The organism is Leisingera sp. M527, assembly GCF_025141525.1.
In the GTDB taxonomy this organism is placed as follows: Bacteria; Pseudomonadota; Alphaproteobacteria; order Rhodobacterales; family Rhodobacteraceae; genus Leisingera.
The window spans coordinates 3,614,067-3,639,718 of the sequence record NZ_CP081037.1; the positions used below are offsets into that span (position 1 = coordinate 3,614,067).

Genomic DNA, 25,652 nt, shown 5'->3' on the forward strand with positions numbered 1-25,652 from the left:
ATTTTCGCGGGGTTTGCTGAGCTTGGGCGATTGGCGGCACGGCCTTTGGGGCAGTGTCCGGAAACTTCGCGGGTCTTGCCGGGGCGGTTTTCATCGTCTTGAGCTGCGAGCACGGGCGCAGGCCAAAGCGCACCGTTGGCCAGCATGGGAAGTTTCTGATCTCAGAGTGGTTGTGAGACGGGCTTTTCATCATGCGGCCTGCAATCTTGGCGGTGCCCGGGATCGCGGAACCTCGCCGCTCCGGAAGGTTTCGATGATGCGCATGGTCCGCCGCAATCGGGGCATGGTTCGCGCAGGGTCAGGGGTTCTTTGAGGCCGTCTTCTGGCTGGTCCGGTTCGCCAGAGCCCGCCGTTCCGAGAACCGCGCGGACCCGGGCGACTTTCTCTTTGCGACCACTGCCCGCGAGGAAGCCATAGTGCCGGATGCGGTGGAACCGGCCGGGGAGGACATGGATCAGAAAGCGGCGGATGAACTCGTCGGTTGAGCCGCATCACCTTCATCCGGTCCCCGCGCTTGATCCGGTAATCCTTCCAGCGGAACGCTACGGTGTCGGCGTCAGCGCTGACCAGGCGATGGTTTGAGATCGCCACGCGGTGTGTGTACCGGCTCAAATAGGCAAGCACCGCCTCCGGACCACCGAAGGGCGGTTTGGCATAAACAACCCAGTCGATCTTGCGCAGCGGGGCCGACCATTCAGCGAAGGCGGGTGCGTCTGCCAATCCCACAAGTTCTCCGAAGAGTCTCAAGTGCCCGGCACCGTGCAGCGCCATCAGCCCGTCCAGAAACAACCGCCGGAACAGCCGCGACAGCACGCGTGCATGCAGAAAGAATCCGGGCTTGCACGCGACCCACCGGGTGCCGTCCGGCGACAGGCCGCCACCCGGGACGATCATGTGGATGTGGGGATGATGGGGCCACGCCGGAGGCGTGCTTTCAGCACGACGCCGAGCCCCAGGTGTGCAGCACGCTGGTCAAGCCGACACGGGCGCCGAGGCGCTTGGGATCGGCGGCGATTGTCATGACCGTTTGAGCGGACGCTTTGAACAGCAGGCTATAGAGCGCCCGCTTGTTCCAGAGAGCAATCCGCGCAATCTCGGCCGGTAGTGTGAAGACCACGTGGAAGTACTCCACGGGCAGAAGGTCCTCGGCGCGTGCTGCCATCCAGTCTCGCGCCGCTGGTGCCTGACACTTCGGACAATGCCGGTTCTTGCAGCTGTTATACGCATTATGCTGGTGGTTGCACTTGGTGCAGGCCGCCACATGCCCGCCGAGCGCCCCCGTTCGGCAGGCTTCAATCGCTGACATGGCCTTCAACTGCGCCAGGTTCAGATGCCCGGCATTGGCCCGCCGATAGGCAGGACCGTGGATTCGAAAGATGTCAGCAACCTCCAGCTTCGGGCGCGGCACTGCCCGCGCGCGTCACTCGGACCTTCGGTCCCGGAGCTGCACCAGCAACTCGTAGGGGCTGTCGGTGTCGCGGATCAGCTTGGTCGCGACATGGGTGTATTGCGCCGTCGTGCTCAGCTTGGCGTGCCCAAGCAGAACTTGAATGACCCGCACATCTGTTCCGGCTTCTAGCAGGCGGGTTGCGAAGCTGTGGCGCAAACTGTGCAGCGTGCTCCTCGGCTTCTTGATCCCAGCCAGATGCTTGGCTGCGCTGAAGGCACGGTGCAATTGGCGGGGTGAGAGCGGATTGATCCGGGGCTTGCCTGGAAAGAGCCAGCCATCCGGCCGCGCCTCGCGCCAATAGTCGCGCAGAAGCGCCAAAAGGCCAGGCGGCAGCATGACCTTGCGATCCTTGCCGCCCTTGCCTTTCTCGTGCCTTTCTCGACATGGATCAGCATCCGGTCGCTGTCGATATCGGTGACCTTGAGATTGCAGACCTCCGACGCCCGGAGCCCGGTGCCATAGGAAATGCTGAGTGCAGCGCGGTACTTCAGCCCCGGGCCGGGCGCGACCTTCAGCAGCTCGAACACCTCTTCGGCGCTGAACACGACCGGTAGCTTCCTTGGCTCCGTGCGGTAGTGCAGGCATTGCTTCATCTCCGGGCGCTGGCATGTCATCTCGAAAAAGAACCGCAGCCCGGCAAGCCGCACATTGTAGGTCGAAGGGGTGACATTCGTGTTCACCATATGCAGCTGGTAAGCGCGCAGGTCTTCGGGCGTTGCAGTATCCGGCGATCGGCCAAGAAACTCGGCAAAGTATCGAACGGCCCTGATATGCGCTTTCTGCGAACTCTCCCCGAGCCCTTTGATCCGCATATCTTCGATCATCCGCTCTCGAAGCGGTGTGGTCTTTGTGTCCGCCATGGGACCCTCCTGTCTGTTGATTGAGAGACCCCAATCGTCAGACAGACACGCCCATTCCCAAAATCTCAGTCGTCAGATCATCCCGCAACGGTATCACCGAGCGCCCCTGCCGCGGTAGCGGCTTCGTCCTCGTCCCGCACTGTCTGAGTTCACCGGCTCCAGAACCTCGCAGTCGCTGCGAACGGCTGAAACGGCGGGCTGCGCCGCAGCACAAAACCTAGGCTGGTTGCGCCAAACGGCCGAGTTTGCAAAGGGCGCTTACTGCGCTCCGCTGTCTCCGGTGCAACCCGCAGCATCCCGCAGCATCCCGTGAAGCAACTTGGCCTTGCCGAGGGTCCGCTTCCGGGAAAGTGACCATGAATTTTCGCACCAGCAGCATCGTCGGTGCGGCACCACTTATCTACGACCGCTTCGGTGAAGGGATTTTCGATGCGGGCCGTAGTGCAACGTTTTCTGGTGGTGCTTCGTCGGCCCGCGTTGGAAATCCCTTCACCTTTGCGGACATTGAGTGGGGGTGGTCGGCTCTGCAGCGCAGCACGCGATATCGGACATTGGCAGGTAGCGTGGCCTGAAAATCCAGAGCGTTGCCAATCAGCTCTGGCTCTCCCTTCGGTGCCACCATTCCTCCAGGCGGTTGCAGATCACGCCGTTCCGGGAACTGGAAAAGACTAACCGGAATACCCCGTCCAGTTTTACAAGCCTCCCAGAGGCTTTGCGCCTGAATGCGGCCTGCCATCCTGCAATTGCTGTGTTCCCTGCAATAGACCAGATCTGCGCTGAAAACCTGACGTCTTCCTGCGCGTCTGCCGCACCTTCTTGCCAATACTGCCTGATTTGATCCCGGCCCCTCAGCGGTTCGCTGAACGGGGTCTCATGGTATTCTGCAGCTACCGTGAACAGGGCAGCCGCCTCGTCCGGGTCGCCTTCGATCCAGGCCCTGCCATAGGCCTTCAACCAGTCTTCAACATCCTGTTCTCCCATGCGGACCTCCAATTTTGGCAAGTGGCTAGCGCAATATCCTTTACGCGCTGCAGCAGGCCGACGGCTCTGCCGCCGGCCCGAAAAATCACACGGCCAGCGACTGCGCGACCTTGATCAGCTTTTCCTCGTCGATGTCGTACATGTAACCGTAGATATTGGCGTGTTTGGGGGTTCCGGCGGAGTCCCGCATCAATAGGACATCATGCTCAAGGGAGGCAGTGTAGTCGCTAATGCAAATGCTTTCTGCCGGGTAAACCTGTTCAATATCGACACCATGTTCCTGCTTGTAGGCGTCAATGATCCCCTCTTTGGTGAACGAAGTGGCGCCGCAATGGGTGTGGTGAACGATGACGATGTTCTCGATCCCGAACAGGTGCTGCGCCACTGTGACGGACCGCAGGGCGTCATATGCCCGGCCTCCTGCCACACAAACCTCGAAGATGTTGGTGGTTGAAGCGATCTTGTTGCCGCTGTCATCAGTAACTATCTCTCCGGGGTGTGTCTGACCGAACTCTTCGGCGACCAGCCGCGGCACTTGGGCGATGCGCGGGTCATAGCAATAGACGACCACGGTTTTCAGCGGCACTGCCTTGGCGAATTCCTTGCGCACCGCCGCTTCGTCAAAGCCGGGTTGCTTGGAAAAGGCATAAGCGTCGAAGCTCTGATGATTGCCACACATGTTAATCTCCTTTCATCAAGTTAGAAAACCGCTGCAAGCGCGCGCTGCACCGATGCGCGCTCCTGCGCCTCGTGGTACCAGCACCGGGTGGCCGGCAAGTCCTTAAGGCGGCCGGTACCCAGCAGGTGGATCATGGGAAAAGCGGCACAGTCCGCCGCTCCGAAACGGGTGCCTCCGAGGAAACTGCAGATGCCGAGCCTCTGCTCGATGGCCGCAAGCGCGCGCGTTGCCCGCGCCTCGCCGAAGGCCAAGCCGGCGCTGCTGCCCTCTTCGCGCTCCAGGCTGAGCCCGAAATTGACGGGTGCCACCAGGTCGGTCATCACTAGGCTCAGGGCTTCAAGCGCGTGGGCGCGGTCCGCCCGGGCGACTGGCAGCAACTGGCCGGACTTTTCGGCCAGATACAGTAGGATCGCCATGGATTGGCTCAGGGTGATCTGGGCGCCGCAAGGGCCTTCGCTGTCGATGATCAGCGGCACCTGGCCCATCGGGTTGAGGGCAAGGAACCCCGGCCTGTCCTGATCACGCTCGCGCAGGTTCACAGGCACCGCCCGGTAAGGCAGCCCGGTTTCCTCCAGTGCGATCAGCACCCTGTAGGTGTTGCCGGTGGTCCATCCATAAAGATCAATCATTTCCCCCTCCCGCTGCCGGTACCGGGCTGTGATCCAGCTTAATCTGCAGCTCCTTCATCACCGCGCCGTAGCCGCCGGCCATCAGCCCGGTGACCCGGCCTGCGTCGAGGTTCAGTTCAACCGTGATCTCGCTGGGGGAAGCGGGCTCCATGAAGTGGCCCTGCTCGATCAGAAGCTTTGGCCTGCGCACGCCGAGGTGTTCATACAACGCGCAGGCCAGCGGTCCGGCTGCCATGCCGGTGGCCGATTCTTCGCTGATGCCGTAACGCGGTGCAAACATGCGAGCGGTGGCGTCAGCAGAGGTAGCACCGGGATCCGTCGTGAACACGTAAAAGCCGATCAGATCCAAGGCTTCGCTGATGGCCTCGAGTTGCGCTAGGCCGGGTTTCACCGCCTTGAGCGCGGCACCGTCTTTGACTGCAACCAGCACAAAACTGTTGCCGGTATTGGCCAGCTTGGGAGAGAAGCGCGGATCCAGATCCTCCGGCACCAACCCCAGTGCGTTCAGCACATCCTGTTCCTGAACGCCCCGGTCCGCCCAGTCCGACGGGTCTTCGTACCGTGGTGCCAGCTGCTCCATATAGGCGGCGCCATCCCGGATGATGATCTTGCGCGGGCCGTCCACGGTCTCTTTCGAGGTCTCCCCCTCACTCACCCGTCCGAGCTCAGCAAGATAGCTGAGGGAGGCGATGGTTGCATGGCCGCAATGGGCAATGCGGCGCGTCGGGGTGAAGAAATCCAATTTGACCCCTTCAGTTTTGGATCGGGACACAAAGGCGGTTTCGGACAGGCCGACCTTCTGCGCAATTTCAAGCATTTGCGCGTCGCTGAGGCCGTCTGCATCCAGGACAACGCCGGCGGGATTGCCGCCGATTGCTTGCGGCCGGGTGGCCTCGCCTTCGCCAAGCCGTTCCAAGTCCTTTTCGCTCAACCCATCGCGTCCGGCCTCAAGAAGCTCCGGGTCGCCATGATCTTTGAGAGTAACAAAACCGTTGACGATACGGGCGGTGACTATGGCTTCAGTGCGGGTCATGCATTCGGTTCCTTTTGATGAGTTACTCTCAGCATGATCCATCCCTTGCCAGGAATACATTGATATAACTATGATACAGATTCATGAAACAAACAGACAATCTGCTGCCCAAGCTGATCCAGAGCTCGCCCCTGCTGGAGGCGATTGCCGAGGAGCAGAACTTTACCCGCGCCGCGGAGCGCCTCGGCATCGAGCAATCGGCGGTCAGCCACAGGATCAAGGCGCTGGAGGACGCGCTCGGGGTGCCGCTGTTTGACCGCACAACCCGCCGGATCATGCCGACTGAAGCTGGCCGTATCCTGTGTGACGCCGCGCAGCACAGCGGCAGCGCCTGGCGTGCTGCTCTCACCCGGCTGCATGACCTGAAGACCAGCTGCAGCCTGCGCCTGTCGGTGTCTTCCTCGGTGGCGATGAAATGGGTTGTGCCCGCCCTGCAGCGTGCGCAGGACAGCGGGCTGGATCTTCTAGTCGACGTGGATGATCGGCTGGTCGACCTGCACGCAGGTGAGGCCAAGGCGGCAATCCGCTATGGGCTGGGCCCCTATCCCGGGCTGCATTCCGAGCCTCTGCTGCAGGCGGTTCTGCTGCCCGTCAGCCGGCCCGGCTATCTTGGGCCGGTGCCGCTGCAGGACTATTGCCGCCAACCCGGCGCCCGGCTTCTGGTGGATCGCTTCGGCGAAAGCGACGGCACCGGCTTCAGCTGGCAGGAGTATTTCGCTGGCCGCAGCTGGGATATTGAATTCGAGCGCTCGGTCAACGCCTTTGCCCGCGCCGATCTTGCCATTCAGGCCGCCATCGGCGGCATGGGTATCGCGCTGGGGCGCAGCCTGCTGGTGGAAAATGATCTTGAGGCCGGTTTCCTGGAAACTGTCGGCAAGCCGGTAAAATCCCGCGCCCGCTACTGGCTGGTCACCACCCCCGCCAATGCTGCCACCGATGGGTATCAGGCGTTGCGCCAGTGGGTTCATGAAGAGATTTCAGTAATCCGCGCGCAGCAATCAAAGCTGTTCAGTACGGGCTGATCCCCATATTCATGAGGCAGGCTCATGTACATATGGTTCGCCTCGCGCCCTGTTTCTGAGCTAGCCAGCAGGCAGATGCTCAGTTCAGCGGGGGTGCGGCATGCACTATGTCCTTTGCGATGCCTTCTCGGATGGCCCGTTCACCGGCAACAGCCTGGCGGTTTTCCCTGATGCGCGGGCGCTGAACAGCCGCCAGATGCTGCAGCTGACCCGGGAGCTCAAGCACTTCGAGTCCGCCTTTCTGACCGGTCCTGCCCTGCCGGACGGCAGCCGGCCGCTGCGGGTATTCGATCTGGAGGAAGAACTGCCCTTCGCGGGTCATCCGCTGCTGGGCGCCGCGGCTGTGCTGCACCAGCTTGAGCACCCCGCAGAGACCGCTGAGGCTGTCTTTGCCTTGGGAGAAAGGCGGGTCAGCCTGCGATCTGGTCGGCGTGAAGCCGGGTTTGACGTGCAGATGGATCAGGGACTGCCGTTGTATCTGGCAGATTTGAACGGCCCCGCCGCCCGGGAGCTTGCCAGCTGTTTCTCGCTGGCGCCTGAAGATCTGGCCCCGGGTCTGCCGATGGAAGTCATTTCCACAGGGCTGCGCTATCTGGTGGTGCCGGTTCACCAGGGCCTGGACAGGGCGGCCATCCGGGTCCCGGATCTGGAGCATCGGCTGGCGGATGTAGGCGCCCAGTTTGCCTATCTGTTCGATGTTCATCGGAACGAGGGGCGCCACTGGACAAACGACGGACGGATCGAAGACATCGCAACAGGCAGTGCCGCAGGCGTCATCGGCGCTTATGCTCACAAACACGGGCTGCTGAACGCGGCAAGCGGACTGGAACTTAAGCAGGGGCAGCATGCAGGCCGCCCTAGCCGGATTTCGGTGCGGGTCGACAGCGGGCCGGACGGGATCAGAGCTATCCAAGTCGGAGGTCAGGTTTCAATCCTGGGCACCGGCCGGTTCGAGGTGCTGCCATGACCCCTGCCCTGCGCCATATCACCCGCGAAGAAATCGCCGCCCGGCTGTCCCACGCAGCCCTGCTGTCACCAGTGCGTCAGGCGATGATTGCCTACAGCACGGGAAAAGCCACTGCGGCGGCTCAGGTGCTGTTCCCGGCGCCGGGCGCCGATGTGCATGTCAAAAGCGCAGTTCTGCCTGGCGCCCCCATTTTCACCGTCAAGCTCGCGGGCTGGTCGGAAAGCCTGAAAGCAGACACCGGCAGCGGCCATAGCGGGCTGATCCTTGCCTGCTGCTCCAAGACCTGCCAGCCGCTTGCGCTGCTGCACGACGGCCACCTGATTTCCGACTACCGGACCGGCGCTGCCGGCGCTTTGGCCGCGCACAGCTGCCTTTCCGCCGGCCCGGTGGATGCGGCGCTGCTGGGTGCCGGCACCCAGGCGCGCCATCAGATCCAGGCGCTGGCGCAATTGCGGGAAATCCGCAGCCTCCGCATCTGGGCCCGTCGGCCTGAGGCAGCCAGATCGCTATCAGCTTCCCTGCAGGCCGGGTTTCCGGCAAGCCGGATCTCCACCGCCGGCAGCACTGCCGAAGCGATGCGTGGAGCCCGGTTGCTTGTCTGCGCTACCGCCGCCATAGAACCCTTGTTTCAGGCCGCTGATGTGAAGACCGGACAGACAGTAATCAGCATTGGCTCTGATGACGAAACCAAATGCGAGATACCCGCCGCTCTGCTCGCCCGGGCCGACAAGGTCTTTACCGACAGCCTCGGACAGGCCCGCGCCTATGGCAACGCAGCCCGCGCCCTGTCTTCTGGCATGACGGAGGCAGAACTTGGGATGCAGGAATTGGGCGCTGCCTGGGTCGGCAATGACCGGCTGCGCAACAGCGAACGCCAAGTCATCGTTTGCAGCCTGACCGGGCTGGGCGTGCAGGACCTTGCTGCGGTTTCAACCTTGTTCAACTGGGAAACACCCCGGACGAACTCCGCACCCGCACAAAAGACCGGATAAAGGCGGCGGCCTTGAGGAACCCGCTGCGGCGAGCGGGACCTGCTTCCGCCTTTTCATAATGATCGATGTGAAAAAAAGGAGACACGAAAATGACCGACACTCTGGGCTGGAAAATCGAAGGCCATTCGTTCCGGGACGGCAGCCTGCTGGCAGATTGGGAAAAGATCTACCAGGACAGTACCTGGCACTGGCAGTACGACACCCACGAGATGACCTTCGCCATCTACAAGCACGACGGCCAGTACTGGAAACTGTATCATGCCCGCTTTGTGCAGCCCGGCGCCGATGAATATTCCTATGGCTTTGGCGGCCAATCATGCCGGATGGTGGAGGTGGAATACACCCGCCGTGCGCGTTCGACCCATTCTCACATGCTGATGGAAAAGGGCGACCGCCAGTGGATCCGGACCTACGAGTACGACCCCGCGATCATGACCGTCATCACCGCCGGTGAGGAAAACGGAAAATACGGCGCGCCCTATACCGAAATCCGCAAGAAACAGTGGGCCTGACCATGGCCGGGCCTCTCTGCATCATTACCGGCGTCGGCGACGCCACCGGCAGCGCCACGGTGCGCAAGTTCATCTCGCAAGGCTACAAGGTAGCCATGATCGCCCGCAACGCGGACCGACTGCAGGCGCTGGCAGACCAGCACCCCGGCGCGCTGGCTTATGCCTGCGACATCTCCGATCTGCAGGCCTTCGAAACCTGCCTGACCAGAATCGAGGCGGAAATGGGTGTGCCCCGGGTACTGTTGCATAATGCGGTGTCGCACAGTTTTGGCCGGTTCCGCGAGCTGGACCCGCTGGAGATCGAACGGAACTTCCGGGTCAACGCTACCGCCTTGCTAGTCTTGGCCCGCTTCTTTGCGGACAAAATGGCCGCCAGCGGCGGTGGGGCAATCCTGGCCACCGGCAATACTGCGTCGCACCGCGGTGTGCCGAACTACGCGCTATTTGCCCCGACAAAGGCTGCTCAGCGCAATCTGTGCGAGGCACTGGCGCGGGACCTGGGGCCGGAAGGCATCCACGTCTGCTACCTGTCGGTGGATGCCGCCATCGATGTGACCTGGCTGGGCGCCAGCGACGCAGAACGCCCCAGCTGGCTGGTGCCGCCGGCGGACTGGCCGCACGCAAGGGAGGACTTCTTTGCCCAGCCCGACGGCATCGCAGAGGAAATCTATCACCTCACCCACCAGCACCGGTCCACCTGGTCCTTTGAGACTACAATCCGACCCTTTGCGGAAAAGTGGTGATCCCCGCAGCCGCGGTGGGCGGCCTCAGCCTGCATCTTAACGGTTGATGTGTTTAAGGAGGAAACCACGATGCGCTGGACACTGTTTCTGATTTTCCTGGGGCTGGCCTGGGGAGCAACCATACCTCTAAACAAGCTCGCCGTGGCGGGCGGGCATTCCACTGCTGCCCTGGTCTTTTGGCAGCAGCTGGCCGGGTTTGCCTTGCTGCTGACTTGGCAGTCTTTCCGGCGGCGGAAGGGGCAGCGCAGAGGGGCCAGGCCGCAATGGGGTCTCTATTTCATTGTTGCGTCGCTGGGTACGCTGCTGCCGCATGGGCTGAGCTTTGCGGCCGTCAGCATGGTGCAGGCGAACATGATGTCCATCGGCATGGCGTTGTTGCAGAACTCTTACTGCTAAGGATTCACATCACGAATCCATGCGGTTAGACGGGGCCGATGAGTAAGCCCGCACCTGCCCGCTACCGCACGACGAATTGGTCCAGCTACAACGATGCGCTCAGGAAGCGCGGTTCGCTTCTGATCTGGCTGGATAAAGAGATGACCTGGCTCGCGCCGCATGAAGGACGGCCAGGGCGCCCACCGGTCTTCTCGAACGCGGCGATCCAGTTCTGCCTGTCGATCAAGGTTCTATTCAAGCTGCCCCTCCGGCAGACCGCCGGGATGGTCGCCAGCCTTTTGCATCTGGCGGGGCTGGACTGGCCCGTTCCTGATTTCTCTACGCTGTGCCGCCGACAGAAAGCACTGGCCGTCCAGATCCCGTATCGCCGCGCCGATGGGCCGCTGAACCTGCTGGTGGACAGCACCGGGATCAAGTTCCTTGGCGATGGCGAGTGGCAGGCCCGCAAGCACGGCGTTCAGGGGCGGCGCCAATGGCGCAAAGTGCATCTTGCGATGGATGCTGCCACGTCTGACATCCGTGCTGTAGAATTCACCCCCAGCCGCGACGGCCCCTCTCGTGGTTATGCTGCGCAAACCACTGCCGGGCAGTGGACAGCCCGGTCCTGCCGGAACTGCTCGATCAGATTCCGAAGGCCGAAGAGATCAGCAGCGTGACCGCAGACGGAGCCTATGACACGCGCCGTTGCCACTCCGCCATCATCGAGCGTGGTGCCGCCCCGATTATCCCTATCCGCAAGAATGGTCGGCCGTGGAAAGAAAACTGCCCGGCGGCACAGGTCAGAAACGAAACCTTGCGCGCCACCCGGCACTACGGCCGGGCCTTCTGGAAACGCTGGACGGGATACCACGCCCGGAGCCGGGTCGAGGCAAAGATGCGCTGCTTGAAAGCATTCGGCGAGCGCATCGCTGCAAGAGACCCTGACCGCCAAACCGCCGAAATCCACATCCGTATCGCCCTCATCAACCGCTTCAATGCACTCGGCGCCGCCGAGATCGTCCGTGTCGCCTAAGCTCAGAGGGGAAAGGGGTAGTCAGGCCTCAAGAGGGAGTTCTGCAACAATGCCCAGCACAAGCAAGGTCTTTGCGTCTGCGAGCGGGAACCCCAGATCGCGGGATCGCTTAAGGAAACGAAGCCTGCCAACGTCACGCGCTGAATATAGGCGCCGGTTATTCGGCGCCCGCTGTGGCTTCGGAACAATGCCTTCACGCTCATAATAGCGGATAGTTTCAACACTTACGCCGCTTTGTCTGGATGCTTCTCCTATCGCGGTCATGTGAATACGCCCTGCTTGATCCTGTAGCAACTACAGGAGTTATACATCTCAATGACCCTTGCTTCAATTCAAAGGCCTGGCAACGATTGGAGGTGTGGAATGCAGAAATACCTTAGACTCAGCTACCTGGGGTCGATGACGGCCCTTGGGGTCGCGTCCTGCTGTATACTGCCAATGACAATGATGCTGCTGGGCTTGGGAGGCAGTTGGATCGCAATCTTTGGCAAGATTGCAGCCGCCAGTTACTACGTCCTTGCGGTCTCGACAGTGCTAGTTGCGGTGTCCTGGTTGATGGCCCATCGGCGGGGAACGATGGCGAAGCTGAAATGGTGGCTTGCTGGAAGCGCCGCAATGACCGGCTTGGCATGGGTCATTGCGTCAAAAGAAGCCCAGATCAACGAATATCTAATAATGCAGATGTGAAACGATGACAGAACAAACGGTAGTGCTTGAAAGCACTTTGACATGTCCAGAATGCGGGCACATTGAAACCGAGACGATGCCGACAGATTCCTGCCAATGGTTCTATGAATGCAAGTCGTGCAAGAAGGTGCTGAAACCTAAAGACGGCGACTGCTGCGTCTATTGCTCCTACGGGACCGTACCGTGCCCGCCGATCCAAAAGGGCGATGATTGTTGCGGGTAGTCCCAAGCGTAAGGATCGTCCTGTTCCATAGCTTTATTGGGGCCGACTAATGGACGACCGGTATACGCCGTTAGCGACGTGCCGCACACGCGAAGACCCAGACACTGTTCGACGGCGGCAAAGGGCTCACTGCCGCCATGCGGCAGTACAACACCGAGAAACCAGCACCAGCCTGCCCCAGGCCAGTTGTGATCGGCTCAAGCCAGCCCGAAGCGGCCATGCGAGTGAGGCACGCGGCGCTGGATGCTGCAGGTGCGAGGCTTGCCAGCCAATCCATCAATTGCGGACGTTCATTCAGGCACGGGCAAGGGCAATTCATTAGAAGCTTCGCTCTCGGTCCGAGAATTCCCCATTTCATCGCCCGGTTGACCTAACCGCAATTAGCCGCGCTGCTAAAACAGCATGTTAGAATGATGCACCAACGTCGGGTTGGTGTCGTGGCAGGGCGTGGTGGATCGGAGGACCTTTCATGCCCATTGCCAATTTACCCACCATTCGCGTCCGCCTGGAGATCGCCGGGAACCACAGGGATCTCGCCCTGTTCAATCTGGCTATCGACAGCAAGCTGCGTGGCTGTGACCTGGTGAAACTGAAGGTCGCGGATGTCTATGCTTCAGGCCAGGTCAAGGAACGCGCCTCGATTGTCCAGAGCAAGACGCAGCAACCAGTACGCTTCGAGATAACGGAGGGCACGCGCAAGTCGCTCTCGCGATGGATGGATGAACCGATGATGGTCGGCTCAGAATACCTCTGGCCCGGCCGGTTTCACGATCGTCTGCACATCTCAACGCGGCAGTACGCCCGTCTCGTGCGGGGCTGGGTGAGGTCCATCGGGCTGGATTCCACATCCTATGGGACGCATTCCATGCGCCGGACAAAGGTGGCGCATATCGACAGAAAGACTGGCAACCTGCGGGCCGTTCAGCTCCTGCTCGGACATACCAAGATGGACAGCACCGTCCGCTATCTCGGCGTCGAGCTGGAGGATGCTCTCGCGATCTCCGAAAGCGTGGAAATTTGAAGAAATTGGGCCGCTTGCAAAGGCGGCCCTTAGCTGCCGCTCATACTTATATCGCATGCTACACCGCTGTCCGTCATTTCGGACATTCGCTGTATTTGCAAAACACCCGCAGCTGCCTTGAAGGTAATAGGAGCAGTACTTAAGCCTGCGGAGCGCTGCTCCCCTGGTTATGACGCGATTTCCTTTGCCTGCTCGCGCAAGGCAAATTTCTGGATCTTGCCGGTCGAGGTTCTGGGGATCTCCGAAAAGACGAACTTGCCAGGAACCTTGTAGGGGGCCAGACGGCCGCGGCACCAACTGTGCAGGATCTCCGCATCCGCCTGCTTGCCCTTGGCAAGCTCGACAAAGGCGCAGGGGGTTTCGCCCCATTTCTCATGCGGCATTGCCACAACGGCAGCAACCGCAACCGCCGGGTGGCGGTAAAGCGCCTCTTCGACCTCGATCGAGGAGATGTTCTCACCACCCGAGATGATGATGTCCTTTGACCTGTCCTTGAGCTGGATATAGCCGTCGGGGTGCATGACACCCAGATCGCCGGAGTGGAACCAGCCGCCGACAAAGGCTTCCTCGGTGGCCCTGGGATTGCGGAAATAGCCCTTCATCACGACGTTCCCGCGGAACATCACCTCGCCCATGGTCTGGCCGTCGCGCGGTACAGGCAGCATCGTGTCGGGGTCCAGTACGTCCAGCCCCTCAAGAGGCAGGTAGCGCACGCCCTGGCGCGCCTTCAGTGCGGCCTGTTCGGCAGGCGGCAGGTCCGACCAGCTGCAGTGCCAGTCATTGACCACCGCAGGACCGTAGGTTTCCGTCAGCCCATAAAGGTGGGTCACCTCAAAGCCTGCGGCCTTCATGTCCGCCAGCAGGCTTTCCGGCGGCGGCGCGGCGGCGGTAAAGAACTGCACCGGCTGGGAAAGTTCACGCTTGGCTTCTGCGGGTGCCGAGATCAGCAGCGACATCACGATGGGGGCGCCGCACAGGTGGGTCACGCCCTCGTCCGCCAGGGCGTTCCAGATCGGTTCTGCCCGCACCTGCCGCAAGCACACATGGGTGCCTGCTATGGCAGACAGTGTCCATGGGAAGCACCAGCCGTTGCAGTGGAACATCGGCAGGGTCCAGAGATAGACCGCGTGCTTCTGCATCGAGGTGGTCAGCGCATTGCCCTGCGCCAGCAGATAGGCGCCCCGGTGGTGCGAAACCACGCCTTTGGGGTCGCCGGTGGTGCCGGAGGTGTAGTTGATCGAGATCGCATCCCATTCGTCCTCGGGCATGATCCATGCGAAATCCGGGTTGCCGCGGGTCAGGAACACCTCGTAGTCGGCGGCTTCCACGTCTGTCCTCGGTCCGCCGTATTCAGGGTCGTCGCACTGGATCAGGACAGGCGACACCGTGGCAAGCGCCAGCGCCTGTTGCATCAGCGGCATGAATTCGCTGTCGACGATCACCAGCTTCGACAGGGCGTGGTCGAGCTGGAACGCGATGATTGCCGCATCCAGCCTTGTGTTGATCGAATGCAGCACCGCACCGCACATCGGCACGCCGTAATGGCATTCCAGCATCGCCGGCGTGTTGGGCAGCAGCACCGACACGGTGTCGCCGCGGGTAAGGCCGTTCTTGGCCAGGGCAGAGGCCAGCCGCCGCGACCGCGCGTAAAACTCCGCATAGTTGCGGCGCAGCTGACCATGCACGATGGCCGTGCGGTCAGGAAAGACGCTGGCGGCGCGCTCCAGAAAGGTCAGCGGCGTCAGCGGCTGAAAGTTCGCGGGGGTGCGGTCCAAACCGGTGTTGTACGGGTTGTCCGTCATGATCCTATTGATCCTGCCATTGGGGACTGCGTTTTTCGAGAAAGGCGCCGATGCCCTCTGCGGCGTCGCGGGCCAGCATGTTTTCGACCATCACACCAGAGGCATAGCTATAGGCGCCGGCCAGGGGCATTTCCCGTTGCGCATAGAAGGCGCGTTTGCCGGTGGCCAGGGTCATCACCGACTTGGAAGCAATCTTGCGGGCCATATCCATCGTGGCTTCCTGCAGTTCTGCAGGCGGTACGGCGCGGTTGATCAGGCCGATCTCTTCTGCCCGCCGGGCCGGGGTCATGTCGCCGGTCAGCAGCATCTCCATCGCGTGCTTGCTGGAAACGCTGCGCGACAGGGCCACCATCGGGGTCGAGCAGAACAGGCCGATATGCACCCCCGGCGTACTGAATTGCGCGGTGTCTGCAGCAATCGCCAGGTCGCAGCTGGCCACCAGCTGGCAGCCCGCCGCAGTGGCAATCCCGGTGACCTCGGCAATCACCGGCTTGGGGCAGTTGACGATGGCCTGCATGGTGGCAGAGCACATCGCCATCACCTTGGCAAAATAGGCCCGCCCACCATCCCCTGCCACGCGTCCGGCGGTCATCTCCTTCAGATCATGCCCGGCGCAATAGGCCGGGCCGTTTGCCGCCAGGACGACAACACGCACCTGTGAATTTTCTCCTGCATCGGCAAAGGCTTGGGCCAACGCCGCCAGCATCGCCTCAGACAGGGCATTACGCCGCGCGGAATCGTTCAGAGTCAGTCGAAGGATGCCATCGTCATCCAGATCGCTCAGCAAAATGTCTTGCTGTTGCACAGGGCATCTCCTTTGTTGGGGGTCAGCGGATGTTTATCTCGACGCTATCGGCGAGCGTATTGGCGATGAAGCAATAGCGGTGGGCGCGGTCCTGCATCTCCTCCAGCTCTTTTTCGCTGACGGAAAATCCGGTGTCGAAACGCACCACCGGGTGCAGGTCGATGCGTGTCACCGACATCTGGCCCTTGGGGTTCTTGCCCAGATGCGCCTCGGCGTAATCGTGGTAGGTGGCCACCGGCCAGCCGGCTTTGGCCGCCAGCGCCAGGAAGGTCATCATGTGGCAGCTGGACAGGGCCGAGGCCAGCGCCTGTTCCGGGTTGGTGTTGCCCGGATCTCCGCCCCAGTCGGGGGCGGAGTCCACCTGGACGTCATAGCTGTTGTTGTACTGCACCGTGTGGGCGTTCGAATACTGGCCGGTTTGCAGCACAGGTTCAGCACGCTGCCAGTGCAGCTGGATTGAAAGGTCGGACATGGCGGTATCCCTCATTATCGCTCAGGCTGCGGCCAGGGTTTTCTTCGGATCGAAGAAGGGGGTTTCCACAATGGTCGCACGGGCCGGGCCGGTGCCGGCCGTGACCTCAACCGTTGCCCCCAGCACGGCCTCGTCCGCCGAGACCATCGCCAGTGCAATGTTCTGCTCCAGCCGCGGCGAATTGACAGCAGAGGTGACCTTGCCGATGGCAGTGCCATCCTTGCGGACCGGCCAGAAGGTGGTGTTGGGCCCGGTCAACGGTGCGCCTTCGATGATCAGGCCCACTTGCTTGCGGCTGACGCCTTGCTCCTTGATTTCCCGCAGGGCTGCCTTGCCGATGAAGCTGGCTTCCATATCAAGGTTCACTAAACGGTCCAGCCCAAGCTCATAGGGGTTGGTGTTGATATCGGCGTCAGCGTGGTAGGACAGCATGCCGCCCTCGATACGGCGGATCGAGGAGGTATGGCCGGGCTTCAGCCCGAACGGCTCCCCCGCTGCCATGATCTTTTCCCATAGCTCATCACCGCGCAACCCGTCTTGCAGGTACAGCTCATATCCCAGTTCGCTGGACCAGCCGGTGCGCGACACGATCAGCGGAATACCGTCCAGATCAACCTCGCGCAGCCAGTAGTATTTCAGATCCATGATGCTGTCGCCGAACAGTGCGCGCATGATCTCGCCGGACTTCGGGCCTTGCAGTTGCAGCGGTGAGACGTCGGGTTCGACGATGGAGACATCCATGCCGGAATGCACGGCCACGCCCTGCGCCCACAAAAGGATGTCGCTGTCGGCCAGCGAGATCCAGAAATGGTTTTCCGCCAGCCGCAGCAGGATCGGGTCGTTCAGGATGCCGCCGTTCGCATTGGTGACCAGCACGTATTTGCACTGGCCAACGGCCATCTTCGACAGGTCGCGAGGGGTCAGCATCTGCACGAATTTCGCGGCGTCCGGACCGGTGATCTCCACTTGGCGTTCCACTGCGACGTCGCACAGGATCGCGTCGTTCACCAGGTTCCAGAAGTTCTGCTCCGGATTGCCGAAATCGCGCGGGATGTACATGTGGTTGTACACCGAGAACCCCTTGGCGCCCCAGCGGACGGTGGCGTCGAAATAGGGGGATTTGCGGATCTGTGTGCCGAATCCGAAACCGTTTGATTGCGTCATGTCTTTCACCCTCTGCACCGCTCGCCGTGTCAGCCGCGGACTGTTTGAACTGGGCGAAGGATTACCCGCAAAGTTGGGTCAGGAGCGGACTGAAAACTAGCTGTGGGCAGACCGAACGGGCTGATGCCAGGCGGGTTTTCAGTCTTTTCGGGCGGTTTCCGTCATTTGCGGGATCTGGTTGCTAGTCCGGGCAGATTCGGCTGGGTGGATTTAACATGGCGCGTCACGATGTAGGTCATGTAGCGGTCAATCCCCAGTTCGGCAGCCAGCAAGCCGTCCATCACGTCCTGAAAAGCTGCCAGGCTTGGAGTGAAGACCTTGAGGACGTAATCCATGCCGCCGCCCGTTGCGATGCACTCGGTGAACTCGTCCAGCTTCCGGATATGGACCTCGAAGCGGTCAAAATCAGACTTGCGGTGATGGGCGAGCGAGACCGTCACGATAACTTGCGTGAAATCGCAAACCCTGTCGAGTGCGATGTCGGCATGGTAGCCGCGGATAAACCCAGCTGTTTTAAGCCTCGTCAGACGCGCCCAGCAGGGGGTTGGCGACAAGTTGACGATCTCTGCCAGTTTGGTTTTGCTCAGCTGACCGTGCTTCTGGACTGCGCTGAGGATGCGGATATCGGTCGCATCAAGGCTGAACTTGTCCATGCATCAGGGCCTTTCAAAGCAAGGGTTTGACAGTCCAATACAATCACCAGCAATAGCCCGGAAGCAACATTTTGCGCCAGCGAGGCGGTTTGCGGCGCAGGCCACTGGCTGATTACCGTCTGGCGAAATTTGCAAAAGAGCGTATTGCTTGAAATCGATAGCAACCCACTGCCACTGCGCCATGGAAAGGTACCGGCATAAGAATTTCGGGGGTTCTGCAACTGACTATTCTGAATGTCAGCTTAACTGGACTTTGAGCTACCATCAAAAGACGCAAGGAAGGTCCGGAAACCGCCCGACCTGCATGTGCTGGCGCGCCAAGCGGGTCACCAGGCATGCGGCGGCTTAGGGCTGGCTTGAGCCGATCACAATTGGCCTGGGGCTGGCTTGTGCTGGATTCCCGATGCTATGCCGCCGCATGGTGGAAGTGAGCCCTTTGCCGCCATAAGTCGCCTGGCAGTCTCTCGCATGTGCAGCGCGCCGCAAACGGCGCTTTGCGGCCATCCAAAACACATCCAACGAACGATAGCGGTGCCGGGCGAAGCAGACACTGCGGCTTGAAACCACAATATCCGCGTTTAGTTTAGCATCTCGCGTTTCTGCAAGCTTCAGGCCGAAATTTGAACAACCATTTCAATCTCGATCTGAAGATCAGGCCCGGCCAACGCAGCGACACCGATACCGGTCAGACTTGGCTGCTCCCCATTAAGAAATCCCGCGATCTGCGCCATTGCGATGCCCATTGTCTCGTCGTTCAGCTCCGTCATGTAGACCCGCATCTGAACGATATTGCTGGTGCTGGCTTCAATTGCCTGCAAGGCTGCGCTGAGGTTTGCAACGACTTGCTTGGTTTGCGCTTCAAGTGTTTCCGGCACCGCAGACCCCGCTGTGTCCCATGCAACCTGACCGGAGACAAAGGCCAATCGGCCAGGATTGGCCATGGATATCTGGGAATAGCCGACCTTACTGGCGTCCGGCAGTGAGAACGGCGGTGAGAAAGTCGACCACGGTAGCGGCGGGATGATCCTGCTGCGGGCGGCGTAAAAGTCGTCCACCTTTGCCCTTCTTTTAACGGAGGGAGGGCGGGAGGATCTTCACCGTGGATTTATATCGCAAGATCGAGACTTTCCGGCCATTCGTCGCAGGCGCGGCAAAGAATGGCTGTCTCAGGCTCGATGGTCGGGAAGCGGGCTTTCTACTGCCCACTTTACGTTGCCAGCTTTAAGTCGGAACCAGTCTTCTGAGCGCGGAGGCATGCGTGGATAGCTCTCAATACCATGTTCGCTAGAATTGCTTCGATGGCTAGACCCTCACGGAAAATACGTCGGTTTGTAGAGAGAAGGACAAAGGTTTCCGCCTTGCATTTTGCGGTCTTGGCGAGTGGCAGAGATAATGTCACCTGCCACTCACCTTTCTTCTTACTCAAGCATGATAGCGCCAATCTCGTACATTCCGTTGTCGTTCTTAATCAGCATCAGTGTGACCAAAGCGCCTTCTGATACATCATCCGTCATTTGAACACTTGAGGCTAGAGTGAGATCCATTGTCATTGCAGGCCAACCGATTTCGGGGATCGGCTCGTGGCTGACGTTTGCAGAGTTTTCGCCAATCGAATTGATGGTTGCCTTCGCATGAACAGCACCTTCCATTTGAGCATCGCTCATCCCCATGTTGGAATGGTCCATAGTGCTAGGGCTCGTCTGAGCGGAAGCGATTGGTGCAGCCAAAAGCGAGGTGGCAAGGGTTACAGCAAGTTTTTTCATTGAATTGTCCTCTTGGGGTGATTTCACATTTCTGACTATTCTGCCGGTACTGGTGATGCCTCTCGGCCGGGTTCCTGCAGCAGGGTTCGGTTGACCCGGGTAAGAGCCAATCGCTTCCAGATCACAAAGATTGAAGGAATGACGAAAAGGGTTAGCAGCGTGGCAGTCGCCATCCCGCCTACCATCGGGGCTGCAATGCGCTGCATGATCTCCGAACCGGTGCCTTGGCCATACATGATCGGAATTAGACCGGCGAAGATTGTCGCCACCGTCATCACTTTGGGGCGTACTCGTAGAAGTGCGCCTTCGAATACCACCTCTTCGACATCATCGGTTGTCAATTTGCGCTGTGCCTCAGCCGCGAGGTTTTTTCGCTTTTCCCAAGCTAGATTGAGATACAGCAGCATAACAATCGCGGTTTCAACCGCGACACCGGCCAGCGCAATGAACCCCACCAGAACAGCGACAGAGATGTCGAAGCTTAAGTACCACAGGAACCAGACACCTCCTGCGAGGGCAACCGGCAACGCGGCAAGGATGATCCCAACCTCGATTACTCGATTGAAGGCCAAAAATAGCATCAGTGTGATGATAAGCAGCGTGGCCGGCGCTACCAGCTTCAGCCGCTCCTGCATGCGCTCAATGTACTCGTACTGACCGGACCATGTGATCGAGTAGCCAGGCGGCAATTCCACTTCGTCGACGACCAGTCGACGGGCTTCGGTTACGTAGCCTCCCAGATCCCGGCCCGCGATGTCGATGAAGACAAAACCAGTGCGGCGTGCGTTTTCAGACCGGATCATACCGGGCCCATCCACCACTTTAACCTCTGCTAGGTTGCCAAAGGGGATATGCGCACCGGACGGTGTGACCACCGGAAGGTCGCGCAGGCGTTCGGGGCTGTTTCGCCACTCCTGGGGGTAGCGAAGGTTTATTGGAAACCGCTCGAGACCTTCCACGGATTCCGACACCTGCATCCCGCCGATGGCGGTCTGAACGACATCCTGCACTTCACGCACGCTCATCATATAGCGCGCAGCGGCATCGCGGTTGACGTCGATCTCCACAAAGCGTCCTCCAACTGGCCGCTCTGCATAGGCTGATGCCGTGCCGTCGATACCTGCAACCACGCGCTCGATATCGACACCAATCTGCTCGATGACGCTCAAATCAGCGCCGGAGATTTTGACGCCGACGGGTGTCTTGATCCCTGTGGCAAGCATGTCGATGCGGTTCTTAATCGGCTGAATCCAGACGTTGGTCACACCAGGAATTTGCACGGCGCGGTCGAGCTCGCCGCGTATGCCTTCCATCGTCATGCCCTCGCGCCATTCGGATTCAGGTTTCAGCTGAATCGTCGTCTCGATCATTGTGAGCGGAGCGGGATCCGTGGCGGTATCGGCGCGTCCAAGCTTACCATGCACCGTCGCGACCTCAGGGACCGTAGCAATCAGCCGGTCAGATTGCTGCAGCACTTCGCGTGCCTTGCCGATGGAAACACCGGGATACAGTGTCGGCATGTAGAGGAAATCGCCCTCGTTCAGCTCTGGCATGAACTCGGTTCCGATACGCTGCAGCGGCCACCACATGGAAGCGACGAGCACACCGGCAAGCAACGTCGTGGCCCAGGGCCACGCGACAGCAGCATCCAGAAAGGGCCGATATATCCAGATCACGATACGGTTCAGAGGGTTCTTGTGCTCCGAAAGAATCCGGCCGCGCACAAAGTACCCCATCAGAACTGGTACCAGCGTGATGGAAAGGATCGCCGCCGCTGCCATTGCGTAGGTCTTTGTGAAGGCCAGCGGCTTGAAAAGCCGCCCTTCCTGGCTTTCCAGAACAAAGACCGGCAAGAAGCTCACGGTGATGATTGCCAGGGAAAAGAAAAGTGCTGGCCCTACTTCGGTTGCGCATTCGGTGACGAGGCGCCAGCGGTTCTGATTGGTCAGCTTTTCCTTCTCTAGCCTTCGATGCATGGCTTCGATCATGACGATGGCCGCATCCACCATCGCGCCGATGGCGATGGCAATCCCGCCCAAACTCATGATGTTGGCATTCACCCCCTGCAGCTTCATGATGATGAAGGCGGCAAAGATGCCGAGAGGCAGTGACAGAAGGATCACCAGGGACGAGCGAATGTGCAGCAAGAAGGCTGCACAGACCAGAATGACAACGATAAATTCTTCGGTCAGCTTTGTTTCGAGATTCTCGATTGCACGCTCGATAACGCCCGCGCGGTTGTAGGTCGTGACAAGCTCAACGCCTTCAGGCAGGTTTGCCCGCAACTCTTCGATACGCGCCTCAACAGCCTTGATCGTGGCCAGGGCGTTCCCGCCCCACCGCAGGATGACGACACCGCCAACGGCATCGCCTTCGCCGTTAAACTCCCCGACGCCGCGCCGCATTTCCGGCCCAAGGCGGATGTCTGCCACGTCGCCAACTGTCAGTGCTGCACCGCGTTCGTTGACCATAAGCGGTGCTTTGGCCAGGTCCGCCAGTTCATCAACATAACCAGTAGAGCGGATCATGAATTCCGCCTCGCCCATTTCGATCACAGAACCGCCGGTCTCGCGGTTGGCGTTTTGAATGGCACTGCGGATTTGCGGCAGGGTGACGTCAAAGGCTCGCAGTTTGTTCGGGTCCACAACGACCTGATACTGTTTGACCATCCCGCCTATGGTTGCGACCTCGGACACACCATCGACGGTTTGCAGCTCATACTTTAGAAACCAGTCTTGGAGTGTCCGCAGCTGGGCCAGGTCGTGCCCGCCTGTCCGGTCAATAAGCGTATATTGATAGATCCAGCCGACACCGGTTGCATCCGGCCCGAGCTGGGGCGAAACCCCTTCTGGAAGGTTCGCAGTAATCTGACCCAGATATTCGAGAACGCGGGTGCGAGCCCAGTAAAGGTCCGTGCCGTCCTCAAAAACGACATAGACGTAGCTGTCGCCGAAAAAGGAAAACCCCCTCACGTCACTGGCTCCGGGCACAGAAAGCATGGCAGTGGCAATGGGGTAAGTGACCTGATCTTCAACGACCTGGGGGGCTTGCCCGGCATAAGGCGTGCGGACAATGACCTGAACATCCGACAAGTCGGGAATAGCATCTACGGGAGTTTCGCGGACCGCCCAGACACCGATCACGCCCATCATGACTGCAAGTGCTAGAACTACGAAGCGATTTGCAACAGAAGCCCGTATTACAGAAGCGATCATTGAGTCACCTCAACCGGCTTTGTGCCTACCAGGGTCATTGAGAAGTCTGCATTCTGGGTGAAAAGCAGAGTCACTTCTTGTCCATCCGGCAATCCAGTTAAGTCGAGGGCTGGATCAATCGAGAAGTCCATGGTCATTCCCGGCATGCCAATCTGCGTCACTGGACCGTGGGTGATGTTCACCGTCCGCGTTGCGGAGTCGACACTATTGATCTTGCCCAACACCTCCATCGGCGGTGAGACCGTTTCTACCCCGGTGAGCACCATGGTCATGCCGCTCGGCCGCGCAAAGGTCAGCGCCACTTCTTTGCCGACCGGAAGGCTGGTAATTTCCAGCTCTTCACCCACTTGGAAATTCATGGTCATGCCTGGCATGCCAATTTCCATGATAGGGCCGTGAGTTATCGTGACCATGCGGGTTTCCGCGTCGACCTGGTCAATGGTTCCTGAAACGAGAACCTCTGAAGCTCCCTCGGAGGTGTTTGGCTCATTGGTCTCTGGAGGTGTGTCTGCAATGGGCTGGGAGCCTGCAGCCCGGACAGCGGTAATGGTGAACATCCCGTCATCACTTTTTGAGAGATCGAACTCGACTGGCACATCCAGGGGTACTTCGGCAGTGTCTAGGCCTGCCACTGGCATATCCATTTGCATTGCAGGCCAGCCGAGTTCCGGAATAGGTTCATGTGAGAGCGACAGCTTTCCGTCCGTTGTCACGCCACTCACAATGCCGGTGCCTGTGGCAGCAACACCGTCGTCTGGACCAAGCTCAATGAGCCCGAGCAGGCCATCTGCTCCACGAGACAGCCGAAACGACACCTGTTGACCTTCAGCCAAACGCGAAAGAGAAACATCAGCCCGGATCGGGAAACTAGACGTCATTTCCGGCCAGTCGAGGCTGTCCAGGGCTCCGTGCCGGATCTGTGCGGTCCGGGCCTCAGGATCCAGCGCAGCCAGCTCGCCTGATCCACGTGCAGGGGCCTCGTCAGTCGGCGCCATGCGCATGAGCCCGGCGCTCAGTGCGCTTTCGCTGTCGATCAGGAATTGGGCCGAGGCAACAACCTCTTCCCCCGGCGCCAGCCCTTGTGCGACTTCTGTCCGCCCGCCGCCGCCGAAATTGTCACGCAGCCCCGCGGTGATGAGGCGGGGTTTGAAAGTGCCGTCGCCGGTTTTCAGTATCACCCGTTCTGCGGCGCCGGTTCGGATAACAGCCTCGGTCGGGACCGTGAGCGCCATGCGGTTTTCTGACGGGATCAGGCTGACCGTGCCAAACATGTTCGGGCGTAGCAGCATGTCGGAGTTGTCAAATTGCAAGCGAACGGGAAGAGTCCGGGTTACTGCGTCAAGTTCAGGGTAGATGTAGTCAACTGAACCTTTGAAGACACGGCCGGGCAGATGCTCGAAACGCGCTTCAGCAAGCATATTGTCAGTCAGCTTTGCAATGTCGCGCTCAAAAACATCGACAATTAGCCAAACGGTTGAAAGCTCTGTCAGCGATGCAGCGCGTGTACCGGGCTGCAGAAACATTCCGTCCGCAGCCTCAAGTGAAATCACAACGCCGTCCTGAGGAGCCTCGACTTCAATGTTGCGCTCGGGAATGCCGCTGGTTGCAATACGCTCGATTTGCCTGTCAGACATGCCGTGACTGCGTAGTTTGTTACGGGCAGCATCAATGATCTGAAGGTTTCTCGCCTCAATGGCGCGAACCAGATCACCGGCTGACGAGCCGATCTGAGGAGAGAACATCTCAAACAAGACATCGCCCTTTTGAACGGGGTCTCCAACAGCGCGCACATTCAGCATTTCGATCCAACCGTCCACGCGAGTGTGAACATGGCTTGTCCGGTGCTCGTCATAGCCGACGAAACCAACGGTTTCGATCTTGCCGGAAACCTCGGACATGCGTGAAATCGCGGTACGGACGCCAATGGCGTTAATCTCTGCCGCAGATAGCTGCACTTCTGCAGGATCGCTGGAAGGCTCTTGGCCTGCATATACAGGGACAAGATCCATGCCCATGGGGGACTTACCCGGCCCCGGTTGCCGGAAGTTCGGATCCATCGGTGCAACCCAATACAAGATTTCGGCCTCGTTTGCCCCGGTCATTGACGACGGGTTGAGGAAAAGTTTTTCGAGAGAGATGCCTCCAGCAACCCCTGCAGCAAGCGCAAGAATACCGAGAGCTAAATAGCGTCCACGCATGGAAAACCTCGTTTTGGCTTGCGGCATGCAAGCCTTGTCTGATCAGAAACAGATGGCGCACTCGATTGAGCGCCAAGCGGATTCAATCAGATTGAACGGGGAGGACGATCATGCGGGAGCTCTGACCTGGAAACCACTCCAGCCGAGCTCGCTATCACGAGTTGAACTGATACCAGGCGGCGCTCAACAGACAGAATTGGTGCTGCGTTGAATTCATGAAAACAGCAGACAGTCACTGAACAAGTGGCATGCCGTTCTTCACCAGGGGTTTCACAGGCGCCATTTTGATGGTGCCCGTGCTGCATTCGTTTTGCCACTTTGTGCAAAGTGCAATTCTCGTGCTGTGCGTCAGAAACAGCTACGGTGGTTTTTG

At 59.9% G+C, this 25,652-nt stretch carries 24 protein-coding genes and 3 pseudogenes; 11 read left to right on the forward strand and 16 right to left on the reverse strand.

Annotation, left to right across the window (positions count from 1 at the left end; genetic code table 11):
- Positions 1-189 precede the first annotated feature (189 nt).
- Together K3555_RS17870 and K3555_RS17875 are read right to left on the reverse strand one after the other, a co-directional pair.
- A pseudogene (locus K3555_RS17870) lies at positions 190-1,408 on the reverse strand (IS91 family transposase).
- A gap of 12 nt (positions 1,409-1,420) precedes the next feature.
- A pseudogene (locus tag K3555_RS17875) lies at positions 1,421-2,310 on the reverse strand (tyrosine-type recombinase/integrase).
- A gap of 356 nt (positions 2,311-2,666) precedes the next feature.
- Between K3555_RS17875 and K3555_RS17880 the strand changes: the two are divergent.
- Positions 2,667-2,882: a hypothetical protein gene (locus tag K3555_RS17880; RefSeq protein ID WP_260006490.1), complete on the forward strand. Its 216-nt coding sequence runs from the start codon at positions 2,667-2,669 to the stop codon at positions 2,880-2,882.
- 19 nt (positions 2,883-2,901) lie between these two features.
- On the opposite strand, the gene K3555_RS25030 is transcribed toward K3555_RS17880, so the two are convergent.
- The 4 genes from K3555_RS25030 to K3555_RS17895 all read right to left on the reverse strand — a co-directional run bounded on the left by K3555_RS25030 (position 2,902) and on the right by K3555_RS17895 (position 5,632).
- Complete coding sequence (locus K3555_RS25030; protein ID WP_259996565.1) at positions 2,902-3,291, reverse strand: nuclear transport factor 2 family protein; 390 nt, start codon at positions 3,289-3,291, stop codon at positions 2,902-2,904.
- Between the two features lie 85 nt (positions 3,292-3,376).
- On the reverse strand, positions 3,377-3,970 hold the full coding sequence (locus K3555_RS17885; protein WP_260006491.1) for a hypothetical protein: 594 nt from the start codon (positions 3,968-3,970) through the stop codon (positions 3,377-3,379).
- 20 nt (positions 3,971-3,990) lie between these two features.
- Positions 3,991-4,599 carry a glutathione S-transferase family protein gene (locus K3555_RS17890; protein WP_260006492.1) on the reverse strand — a complete coding sequence of 203 codons (609 nt, stop codon included), beginning with the start codon at positions 4,597-4,599 and terminating at the stop codon, positions 3,991-3,993.
- Complete coding sequence (locus K3555_RS17895) at positions 4,592-5,632, reverse strand: PhzF family phenazine biosynthesis protein (RefSeq protein ID WP_260006493.1); 1,041 nt, start codon at positions 5,630-5,632, stop codon at positions 4,592-4,594. The genes K3555_RS17890 and K3555_RS17895 overlap by 8 nt, the downstream gene beginning before the upstream one ends.
- Before the next feature lie 83 nt (positions 5,633-5,715).
- Here K3555_RS17895 and K3555_RS17900 point away from each other — a divergent pair, with 83 nt between their 5' ends.
- The 7 genes and pseudogenes from K3555_RS17900 to K3555_RS17930 all read left to right on the forward strand — a co-directional run bounded on the left by K3555_RS17900 (position 5,716) and on the right by K3555_RS17930 (position 11,276).
- On the forward strand, positions 5,716-6,654 hold the full coding sequence (locus K3555_RS17900) for a LysR family transcriptional regulator (RefSeq protein ID WP_260006494.1): 939 nt from the start codon (positions 5,716-5,718) through the stop codon (positions 6,652-6,654).
- Positions 6,655-6,754: 100 nt separating this feature from the next.
- Positions 6,755-7,621 carry a PhzF family phenazine biosynthesis protein gene (locus K3555_RS17905; RefSeq protein WP_260006495.1) on the forward strand — a complete coding sequence of 289 codons (867 nt, stop codon included), beginning with the start codon at positions 6,755-6,757 and terminating at the stop codon, positions 7,619-7,621.
- Entirely contained in the window at positions 7,618-8,613 is a 996-nt protein-coding gene (locus K3555_RS17910; protein ID WP_260006496.1) for an ornithine cyclodeaminase family protein, read from the forward strand. The genes K3555_RS17905 and K3555_RS17910 overlap by 4 nt, the downstream gene beginning before the upstream one ends.
- A gap of 89 nt (positions 8,614-8,702) precedes the next feature.
- Positions 8,703-9,125, forward strand: a complete 423-nt coding sequence (locus tag K3555_RS17915) for a hypothetical protein (protein WP_260006497.1) — start codon at positions 8,703-8,705, stop codon at positions 9,123-9,125.
- Positions 9,126-9,127: 2 nt separating this feature from the next.
- On the forward strand, positions 9,128-9,868 hold the full coding sequence (locus K3555_RS17920) for an SDR family NAD(P)-dependent oxidoreductase (protein ID WP_260006498.1): 741 nt from the start codon (positions 9,128-9,130) through the stop codon (positions 9,866-9,868).
- Between the two features lie 69 nt (positions 9,869-9,937).
- A complete protein-coding gene (locus tag K3555_RS17925; RefSeq protein WP_260006499.1) occupies positions 9,938-10,264 on the forward strand; it encodes a DMT family transporter in 327 nt (108 codons plus the stop codon).
- Between the two features lie 38 nt (positions 10,265-10,302).
- Positions 10,303-11,276: pseudogene (locus tag K3555_RS17930) on the forward strand (IS5 family transposase).
- A gap of 21 nt (positions 11,277-11,297) precedes the next feature.
- On the opposite strand, the gene K3555_RS17935 reads toward K3555_RS17930, so the two are convergent.
- Positions 11,298-11,540, reverse strand: coding sequence for a MerR family transcriptional regulator (locus K3555_RS17935; protein WP_260006500.1), 243 nt, complete (start codon positions 11,538-11,540; stop codon positions 11,298-11,300).
- A gap of 99 nt (positions 11,541-11,639) precedes the next feature.
- Here K3555_RS17935 and K3555_RS17940 point away from each other — a divergent pair, with 99 nt between their 5' ends.
- From K3555_RS17940 to K3555_RS17950, 3 genes are all read left to right on the forward strand, one after another.
- On the forward strand, positions 11,640-11,963 hold the full coding sequence (locus K3555_RS17940; protein ID WP_260006501.1) for a hypothetical protein: 324 nt from the start codon (positions 11,640-11,642) through the stop codon (positions 11,961-11,963).
- A gap of 4 nt (positions 11,964-11,967) precedes the next feature.
- Positions 11,968-12,186: a GDCCVxC domain-containing (seleno)protein gene (locus K3555_RS17945; protein ID WP_260006502.1), complete on the forward strand. Its 219-nt coding sequence runs from the start codon at positions 11,968-11,970 to the stop codon at positions 12,184-12,186.
- Between the two features lie 469 nt (positions 12,187-12,655).
- Positions 12,656-13,207, forward strand: a complete 552-nt coding sequence (locus tag K3555_RS17950) for a tyrosine-type recombinase/integrase (protein ID WP_260006503.1) — start codon at positions 12,656-12,658, stop codon at positions 13,205-13,207.
- A gap of 167 nt (positions 13,208-13,374) precedes the next feature.
- On the opposite strand, the gene K3555_RS17955 is transcribed toward K3555_RS17950, so the two are convergent.
- The 9 genes from K3555_RS17955 to K3555_RS17995 form a co-directional block, all read right to left on the reverse strand.
- Complete coding sequence (locus K3555_RS17955; RefSeq protein ID WP_260006504.1) at positions 13,375-15,009, reverse strand: acyl-CoA synthetase; 1,635 nt, start codon at positions 15,007-15,009, stop codon at positions 13,375-13,377.
- A gap of 4 nt (positions 15,010-15,013) precedes the next feature.
- Positions 15,014-15,814: an enoyl-CoA hydratase gene (locus K3555_RS17960; RefSeq protein ID WP_260006505.1), complete on the reverse strand. Its 801-nt coding sequence runs from the start codon at positions 15,812-15,814 to the stop codon at positions 15,014-15,016.
- Positions 15,815-15,836: 22 nt separating this feature from the next.
- Positions 15,837-16,286, reverse strand: a complete 450-nt coding sequence (locus K3555_RS17965) for an OsmC family protein (protein ID WP_102848475.1) — start codon at positions 16,284-16,286, stop codon at positions 15,837-15,839.
- A 21-nt stretch (positions 16,287-16,307) separates the two neighbouring features.
- Positions 16,308-17,450: a glycine cleavage T C-terminal barrel domain-containing protein gene (locus tag K3555_RS17970; RefSeq protein ID WP_260006506.1), complete on the reverse strand. Its 1,143-nt coding sequence runs from the start codon at positions 17,448-17,450 to the stop codon at positions 16,308-16,310.
- Between the two features lie 161 nt (positions 17,451-17,611).
- Positions 17,612-18,103, reverse strand: a complete 492-nt coding sequence (locus K3555_RS17975) for an Lrp/AsnC family transcriptional regulator (RefSeq protein WP_260006507.1) — start codon at positions 18,101-18,103, stop codon at positions 17,612-17,614.
- A gap of 608 nt (positions 18,104-18,711) precedes the next feature.
- Positions 18,712-19,158, reverse strand: a complete 447-nt coding sequence (locus K3555_RS17980) for a RidA family protein (RefSeq protein ID WP_260006508.1) — start codon at positions 19,156-19,158, stop codon at positions 18,712-18,714.
- A 363-nt stretch (positions 19,159-19,521) separates the two neighbouring features.
- Positions 19,522-19,866, reverse strand: a complete 345-nt coding sequence (locus K3555_RS17985) for a copper-binding protein (RefSeq protein WP_260006509.1) — start codon at positions 19,864-19,866, stop codon at positions 19,522-19,524.
- Positions 19,867-19,901: 35 nt separating this feature from the next.
- Positions 19,902-23,081 carry an efflux RND transporter permease subunit gene (locus K3555_RS17990; protein ID WP_259996696.1) on the reverse strand — a complete coding sequence of 1,060 codons (3,180 nt, stop codon included), beginning with the start codon at positions 23,079-23,081 and terminating at the stop codon, positions 19,902-19,904.
- The gene (locus tag K3555_RS17995; protein ID WP_260006510.1) at positions 23,078-25,279 is read right to left on the reverse strand and encodes an efflux RND transporter periplasmic adaptor subunit; all 2,202 of its coding nucleotides are present in this window, start codon (positions 25,277-25,279) and stop codon (positions 23,078-23,080) included. Before K3555_RS17995 ends, K3555_RS17990 begins: the two co-directional genes overlap by 4 nt.
- Positions 25,280-25,652: the final 373 nt, after the last annotated feature.